Raw genomic sequence first — 8,135 nt, 5'->3', positions numbered from 1 at the left:
CTGGGTGTGTAAGTGCAGCGATGCATGAGCTAACCAGTACTAATGATCCGTGAGGCTTAACCTTACAACACCGAAGGTGTTTTAGAGAGCGTTTTGATTTTCAGCATTGTTAACAGATTGGATTGACTGGCTGTGTGATGTAAATCACGTGGCGGGTTGATTAAAACAGAATTTGCCTGGCGGCAATAGCGCGGTGGTCCCACCTGATCCCATGCCGAACTCAGAAGTGAAACGCCGTAGCGCCGATGGTAGTGTGGGGTCTCCCCATGCGAGAGTAGGACACTGCCAGGCATCAAATCAAGCCAAGACCCCATGCCAAAAGCGTGGGGTTTTTGCTATGGAAAAAAGACAGACGCGAGGCGGATAAAAGTCATTGCCGCCCTCGAACCGAGCCTCCTGCGATTGCGGGGGGCTTTTTGCGTTTAAGGGCATGGGAACCCCCGGGAATGCCGGGCGTTGAAGGCGTATATGGCGATTTTCATTCCATAGGGGGCGGCTTATCCGGTAAATTGCGCCGCCGTTGACGTTTTCAGGCAGTAAATTCGCAGCATTTTCAGGCAGATACAGTCACTCACCGGGCTTATATTTTATTAAAAAGCCATGTAACCAACGAACCAGGTCGGTTTTATCGGAAACTCATCCCCATTAACGGGTATTCACACTCGGCGGTAGCTCAAGAGCCAGGCTTGCATCCGGTGGGGCGTAAGGGGATAAAACGTGTCGCCAGTCGGGATGCTGAGGCCTCTGATACACTACCGGCCTCACTGCGAAGAGTAACAGACAGAAGATTTTTAACTGCTGGTTAAAACTCTGGCGGTGACTGACGAGTCAGGCTACATACCAAATAACCTTTTTTATCATCTAGATTGTTGTGTTGTTAACTTGCAATGAGGGTGATTTTGCCGAAGTTTTAGGCAATGTGATGCAACCCTACCCCAAATTAGCCCAGTTATCAGGGTGTTATAAGATGCTATTAACGGTGTGAATAAGTGGCTGTTTGAAAAGTGGTTTTAGCGGCAAGAGTGTGGGCTGTCAGGCGCAAGCGTCCTGTTGAAAAGTCAGCTAAGTCATCATCTTCGAGCCAACCTAATGGCGTGACCAGCTTTATACTATCAGCAGCAGTTAAGACTGACTTTTCAGCCAGGAACAGATGAAATCAGCAATATGATAGGGTTGATTAATATCCAATTGCGGTAAATCTGTAGGTGCCGGTTCATCGCTTGCTAGCGCAATAACATGCTTATCGATTACTCCGGTAAAAGGTTTTCCTACAGCCGCTCGATATAGGGCGATCTTATTGATAGGCTCATGTTTGAACCCCTCGACCAATACGAGATCGATACTGTTTGCATCCAATCGGCTTGCTAAATATTGGAGATCCAATGACGGATTATCTGGCGTTTCAGTCATTAGCGCCCAACGTTTATCACTAGCAACTAATGTCTGGTCTGCACCGGCTTTCCGTAGCTCATAGCTATCTTTACCTGGCGTATCGACATCCATATTATGATGAGTATGCTTAATTAGCCCTACCCGAACGCCACGCTGTCGTAATAGGGGAATAAGTTGCTTCAGTAATGTCGTTTTCCCTGTGCCGCTGTATGCCGCTATTCCTAGGAGTGGGGGAATTGGCTTGCTCATTGTCTTTCTGTATTCCTTTCTTCCCATAACGCACAGTCTTCAGGCGTATTTAAATTACAAAACATCTCTGCTGATTCATTAAATATAACCCGTTGAGCATGAATATTTTGGAGTAAGACCATTAGTTTTCTTTCTCCATTTGCCAGATAGTTCTCTAATGTTGTTATCAGGCTTTTATGCAGTAAAACCAGCGTTGGATGATCTCTTTCACCATCGTTCACATAAGCGGCCAGCGTGTTATTTCGGCCCTGCCAAAGTTTCTCAACCATATTTGATGGAATATCTGGGACATCGCAAGGCACAAAAATGCACCATTCAGTCGCGGCTATATTTAATCCTGCTAGCATTCCCGCCAAAGGGCCGGAAAAGTCGTCAGTGATATCGCTAAAAACTGGAATCCCGGATTTCTCATAGCAAGAGATATTGCGGTTAGTATTAATCAGTAAATGCTTAACCTGAGGAGCCAATTTATCTGCGACATGCTGGTACAGCAATTTTCCGCTCAGTTGAAGCAATCCCTTATCTTCCCCCCCCATTCGAGTTGAGCGCCCTCCTGCGAGAATTATTCCGGTAATCATTGGCTGCATTGGCCGACCTTATTACAATAAGCGATTCAGGAATTGTATAACTAAACCAGTGACGGAGTAAGGATTTACCTTTATTGACAGTTAGGTCTCTTTCACTACCTGGCTAACCCTGCTACTTTGTCTTCATATTTTCAAATAGGATAGTTTTTCTATGAAATGTCATCGCGTAAATGAACTGATTGAACTTTTACATCCGGCCTGGCAACAAGAACCCGATCTGAATCTCATTCAGTTCCTGCAAAAGCTGGCAATAGAAGCGGGTTTTAAAGGCGATTTTTCAGATTTGACGGACGATATTCTCATTTATCATCTGAAGATGCGAGGTTCTGCCGCTACAGAAACCATTCCAGGTTTGAAAAAAGACTATGAAGAAGATTTCAAAACGGCGTTGTTACGGGCTCGTGGCATCATTAAAGATTAGTCATGGCAATGAATGCCGACGTTTTTTGAATGATGTTATCTTCTGCTATCAATAGATCACCGTGAATAACTGATGCCTAAAAATGCTGTTCTAAATAACTCTGCTTTTAATTTTCAGTCATTGTCTCCAGACCTGATCATGGATGCCCTTGAAGGCGTCGGATTGCGAGTGGATTCAGGTTTAACGGCGTTAAACAGCTATGAAAACCGGGTTTATCAGTTTATGGATGAAGACCGGAAGCGTTATGTCGTGAAATTTTATCGACCTGAGCGCTGGAATGCCGCCCAAATTGAGGAAGAGCACCGTTTTTCTCTCGATCTAGCGGAAGCAGAAATTCCGGCCGTAGCGCCTTTAGCGCTGAATGGCCAGACTTTGCATACCCACTGCGGTTTTTTCTTTGTTGTATTCCCCAGCGTGGGCGGGCGTCAGTATGAGATCGATAATCTGGATCAATTAGAGTGGGTCGGGCGCTTTCTCGGGCGAATACATCGGGTTGGTAGCAAAAGCCGGTTTATAACCCGACCAACGATGAGCGTTGAAGAATATCTGACTGAACCGCGAAGCCTGCTGGCAGACTGTGAGTTGGTTCCAACCAAGCAGAAAGATAAGTTTTTAGCTGCAACAGATTTGCTTATTGATACTATCAAACAGTACTGGCGTACTGACTGGCAGCCTATTCGTCTGCATGGAGACTGTCACCCAGGTAATATTCTTTGGCGTGACGGCCCATTTTTTGTTGATTTGGATGACTCGCGTAATGGCCCGGCAGTGCAGGATCTCTGGATGTTATTACATGGAGAACGTAGCGAGCAGCTTATTCAGTTGGATATATTGCTGGAGGCTTATGGCGAATTTGCAGATTTTGATCAGCGGGAATTAACGTTGATCGAACCTTTACGCGCTATGCGTATGGTTTATTACCTGGCTTGGGTCGTCAGACGTTGGCAAGATCCAGCTTTTCCTAAAAGTTTTCCGTGGATGGCGGAGCCTGATTTTTGGTTACAGCAGACTTCGGTATTTGCAGAGCAGGTTAAGTTGTTGCAGGCACCCCCTCTACAGCTGATTCCAATGTATTGATGTTAAGATAATGGAGATTTTTATTGTATGAATAAAGTATGGCTTGCATTAGTGGGTATGGTGATGGCATTTAGTGCCTCAGCAGCACAATTTTCTGATGGTTCCCAATATGTGACTTTAGATAAACCGGCAACAGGCGAGCCGCAGGTTTTGGAGTTCTTCTCATTCTATTGCCCACATTGCTATCAGTTTGAAGAGATATATAAAGTGCCTGAAACAGTGAAGAAGTCACTGCCAGAAGGCACTAAAATGACTCGTTATCATGTAGACTTTTTGGGGCCTCTAGGTAAAGAGTTAACTCAGGCATGGGCTGTTGCCTTGGCATTGGGTGTAGAAGATAAAATTACTCCATTGATGTTTGAAGGTGTGCAGAAAACTCAGGTTGTTCAGACTCCATCTGATATTCGTAATGTGTTTATCAAAGCCGGTGTTCCTGCAGAAGAGTATGATAGTGCTATCAATAGCTTCGTCGTTAAATCATTGGTCGCGCAACAACAAAAAGCGGCTGAAGACCTCGGATTACGCGGCGTTCCTGCTATGTTCGTGAATGGTAAATACCAAATCAAAAACGACGGTATTGATACCTCTTCACAAGAAGCCTACGCTAAACAATATTCTGATGTCGTTAACTTTTTGATTAAACAAAAGTAATGATAATTCAGTGATAATAAACCGGCTTCGGCCGGTTTATTACCTTAAAAAAACACTATGATAAACATGGAATAAATTTGTATTATCAATATAAAGTGACAACGTTTAATTAACTAGGCTGGAATAAAATGACGATTTTCCTTCATTGAATATTCAATTGATTCAATTAGTTTAAGAAAATTCCTAAAAACCAATCTATCGATTATAGAAATATCGCTTAAGCATTTTACAGTAAGGTGTTTTAATTTATACCAGCGTCACATCCATAGGGCCTGAAAAGCTATCCACCGTTTTTAAAATTTTGATATCCAATATTCTCCGCCAGGAAAATACACCAATATTAATTCCCTATATAAAAAGTTCAATTAACTAATATCCACAATTACGATAAAAATTTCATGACGATAATTGTGAATGTAGATTATTTTAACTCAATGATTTATATGTATTTTAATAATACTCTCGATGGGTAATGTTATTAAAATAGATCCTCTTTACTCTTTTACTCACAAAGTTATCCACAGAACGGATCGGTTCGATCATGCAGCGATCGCTCACGAAAATCACACAAGAAAGGCCGCTAAGATTCGTCTCTTGCTGTCAGCTATGGCATTCTTAGCACCAGACTCAGCAATTAAAGATGAAGACACCTTATGGCACAAATCGCAGAAAACCCCTTAATCCTGGTTGACGGCTCCTCTTACCTCTATCGCGCCTACCATGCATTTCCTCCACTGACCAACGCCAGCGGGGAACCAACAGGTGCGATGTATGGCGTGCTTAACATGCTGCGCAGCCTGCTGCTACAGTACCATCCAAGCCATGTTGCGGTAGTTTTTGATGCCAAAGGTAAAACCTTCCGTGATGAGCTATTTGCTGAATATAAATCTCACCGCCCGCCGATGCCTGATGATTTGCGCTCGCAGATTGAGCCGTTACACCAAATGGTGAAAGCGATGGGGCTGCCGCTGTTAGCGGTTTCTGGCGTTGAGGCTGATGACGTGATTGGCACTTTGGCGCAGGAAGCCGAGAAAGCCGGCCACTCAGTATTAATCAGCACCGGTGATAAAGATATGGCGCAGTTAGTCACGCCAAATATCACCCTGATCAATACCATGAACAACACCATCCTTGGTCCAGAAGAAGTATGCGAAAAATATGGCATACCTCCAGAACTGATCATCGATTTTCTGGCGCTGATGGGGGACGCGTCGGATAACATTCCTGGCGTGCCGGGCGTGGGAGAAAAGACCGCGCAGGCGTTATTACAAGGCTTAGGTGGGTTGGATACGCTTTATAGCAATCTGGATAAAATCGCGACCCTGACTTTCCGCGGCGCGAAAACCATGGCTGCCAAGCTGGAACAGAACAAAGACGTTGCCTACCTCTCTTATAAACTGGCTACGATTAAAACTGATGTTGAGCTGGATGTGACTTGTAGCGAGTTGACGGTTTCGGCTCCCGATGTCGATCAGCTGCATACATTATTTGGGCGTTATGAATTCAAACGCTGGCTGGTTGATTTAGAAGGCGGAAAGTGGCTGGAGGGCAATAAACCGCGCCCGACGGGGACGGGTAAGAGTGATAGTAAAGCTGCCGCCGCTGTAGATATTGCTGCTCCGATTGCTGAGGTGACGGCACAGCTTTCACAAGAAAACTACCAGACCATTTTGGATGAAGAAACTTTCTTCGATTGGTTTGAGCGGCTGAAAAAGGCTGATGTCTTTGCTTTTGATACAGAAACTGACGGTTTAGACACTTTGACTGCCAATCTCATCGGGCTTTCTTTCGCTATTGCTCCCGGTGAAGCGGCTTATCTGCCCGTAGCTCATGATTATCTGGACGCGCCAGCGCAGCTGGATCGTGATTGGGTATTGGCACACCTTAAACCGCTGCTGGAAGACGCGAAATCGCATAAAGTCGGGCAGAACCTGAAGTTCGATAAAAGCCTGCTGGCTCGTTATGATATCGATCTGCGTGGCATCGAATTTGACACCATGCTGGAATCTTATGTGTTGAATAGCGTTGCTGGCCGCCATGATATGGATAGCCTGTCTGAGCGTTATCTCAATCATAAAACCATTACTTTTGAAGAAATTGCCGGAAAAGGTAAGAACCAGCTGACTTTCAACCAGATTGCACTGGAACAGGCTTCGCCTTATGCGGCAGAAGATGCGGATGTGACTCTGCAATTGCATTTAGCCATGTGGCCGAAGCTACAGGAAAGCGAAGGTTTACTGCGTATTTTCCGAGAAATTGAAATGCCGCTGCTGCCGGTTTTGTCGCATATAGAACGCACCGGCGTGTTAATCGACCAATCTATTCTTTCTACGCATTCTCAAGAATTAACCATTCGTTTGGCTGAATTGGAGAAACAGGCGCACGAATTGGCAGGCGAACCTTTTAATCTGGCGTCGCCGAAGCAGCTACAGGCCATTTTGTATGAAAAGCAGAAACTGCCCATTTTGAAAAAAACGCCGGGCGGCGCGCCGTCCACCAATGAGGAAGTGTTGGCAGAACTGGCGCTGGATTACCCGCTGCCGAAGGTTATTCTCGAATATCGTGGCCTGGCCAAGCTGAAAAGTACCTATACCGATAAGTTACCTTTAATGATTAACCCGGTTTCCGGGCGAGTACATACTTCATATCATCAGGCGGTAACGGCTACCGGCCGTTTATCTTCTCGCGATCCTAACCTGCAAAACATTCCTGTAAGAAATGAGGAAGGTCGACGAATTCGTCAGGCATTTATCGCACCAACCGATTACAGCATTCTGGCTGCCGATTATTCTCAAATCGAACTGAGAATTATGGCGCATCTTTCACAGGATAAAGGCCTGCTGGCGGCTTTTGCTGCGGGTAAAGATATTCACCGGGCAACGGCGGCAGAAGTCTTTGGCGTGGCGCTGGAAAATGTAACCTCAGAGCAGCGCCGTAGCGCGAAGGCGATTAACTTTGGTTTGATTTACGGTATGAGCGCCTTTGGTTTGGCGCGTCAGCTGAATATTCCGCGTGGGGAAGCTCAACGTTACATGGATCTGTATTTTGAGCGTTATCCGGGGGTGCTGGAATATATGGAAAGAACGCGTAAACAAGCGGCCGAGCAAGGTTATGTGACCACTCTGGATGGGCGCCGCTTGTACCTGCCCGATATTAACTCCCGTAATGCCACTCGTCGTAAAGCTGCGGAGCGTGAAGCGATTAATGCGCCTATGCAAGGCACCGCTGCCGATATTATTAAGCGAGCAATGATTGCAGTAGATAACTGGTTACAACAGCAGGAAGAGCCTCTAGTTCGTGTGATCATGCAGGTACACGATGAGTTGGTGTTTGAAGTGCATGAAAGCGTGCTGGAAAGTGCCACTCAGAAGATTCGCGATCTGATGGAACAGAGCATGGAATTGGACGTGCCGTTGAAGGTTGATGTCGGCGTGGGTAAGAATTGGGATCAGGCTCACTAAGTGGCGATTATTAAAGCGTTTTATGTAATTAAGCTACATTAGGTGCCGATTATGCTCGGTTCCTCACCGCTGAATCGTGCCAATTTGTGTAACTATACAACAAAAAATTCTTTTGCCCTGCGAAAAAATGATGTAGAGTTACAGATGTAGGGTACAGAGGTAAGATGTTCTATCTTTCAGACCTTTTACTTCACGTAATCGGATTTGGCTGAATATTTTAGCCGCCCCAGTCATTTATTGACTGGGGCGTTTTTTATGGGCGCAATCCGGCCATTGGCCGATTTATTCAGCGTTAGA

At 45.4% G+C, this 8,135-nt stretch carries 7 protein-coding genes and 1 rRNA gene; 6 read left to right on the top strand and 2 right to left on the bottom strand.

Annotation, left to right across the window (positions count from 1 at the left end; genetic code table 11):
* Window positions 1-175 precede the first annotated feature (175 nt).
* Window positions 176-291: ribosomal RNA gene (rrf, locus tag PL78_RS08250) — 5S ribosomal RNA — on the top strand.
* An 831-nt stretch (window positions 292-1,122) separates the two neighbouring features.
* Here the strand turns inward: rrf and mobB are convergent.
* Both mobB and mobA read right to left on the bottom strand, forming a co-directional pair.
* Complete coding sequence (gene mobB / locus PL78_RS08245) at window positions 1,123-1,641, bottom strand: molybdopterin-guanine dinucleotide biosynthesis protein MobB (protein ID WP_064514667.1); 519 nt, start codon at window positions 1,639-1,641, stop codon at window positions 1,123-1,125.
* Window positions 1,638-2,228 (bottom strand): molybdenum cofactor guanylyltransferase MobA, encoded by a 591-nt coding sequence (mobA, locus tag PL78_RS08240; protein ID WP_064514665.1) that lies wholly within the window; start codon window positions 2,226-2,228, stop codon window positions 1,638-1,640. The genes mobB and mobA overlap by 4 nt, the downstream gene beginning before the upstream one ends.
* Window positions 2,229-2,379: 151 nt before the next feature.
* On the opposite strand from mobA, the gene PL78_RS08235 reads away from it, so the two are divergent.
* The 5 genes from PL78_RS08235 (at window position 2,380) to spfP (ending at window position 8,050) form a co-directional block, all read left to right on the top strand.
* Entirely contained in the window at window positions 2,380-2,649 is a 270-nt protein-coding gene (locus PL78_RS08235; protein ID WP_049601376.1) for a YihD family protein, read from the top strand.
* Window positions 2,650-2,721: 72 nt separating this feature from the next.
* Window positions 2,722-3,726 (top strand): serine/threonine protein kinase, encoded by a 1,005-nt coding sequence (locus PL78_RS08230; protein WP_071889798.1) that lies wholly within the window; start codon window positions 2,722-2,724, stop codon window positions 3,724-3,726.
* Window positions 3,727-3,753: 27 nt separating this feature from the next.
* Window positions 3,754-4,377, top strand: coding sequence for a thiol:disulfide interchange protein DsbA (dsbA, locus tag PL78_RS08225; protein WP_064514663.1), 624 nt, complete (start codon window positions 3,754-3,756; stop codon window positions 4,375-4,377).
* A gap of 653 nt (window positions 4,378-5,030) precedes the next feature.
* Window positions 5,031-7,838 carry a DNA polymerase I gene (polA, locus tag PL78_RS08220; protein WP_064514661.1) on the top strand — a complete coding sequence of 936 codons (2,808 nt, stop codon included), beginning with the start codon at window positions 5,031-5,033 and terminating at the stop codon, window positions 7,836-7,838.
* A 164-nt stretch (window positions 7,839-8,002) separates the two neighbouring features.
* Window positions 8,003-8,050 (top strand): small protein SpfP, encoded by a 48-nt coding sequence (spfP, locus tag PL78_RS21180; protein ID WP_071892919.1) that lies wholly within the window; start codon window positions 8,003-8,005, stop codon window positions 8,048-8,050.
* The last annotated feature ends 85 nt before the right edge of the window (window positions 8,051-8,135 follow it).

Source organism: Yersinia entomophaga, assembly GCF_001656035.1.
GTDB classification, from domain to species: Bacteria; Pseudomonadota; Gammaproteobacteria; order Enterobacterales; family Enterobacteriaceae; genus Yersinia; species Yersinia entomophaga.
This window is presented reverse-complemented; position numbering and strand designations above follow the sequence as displayed.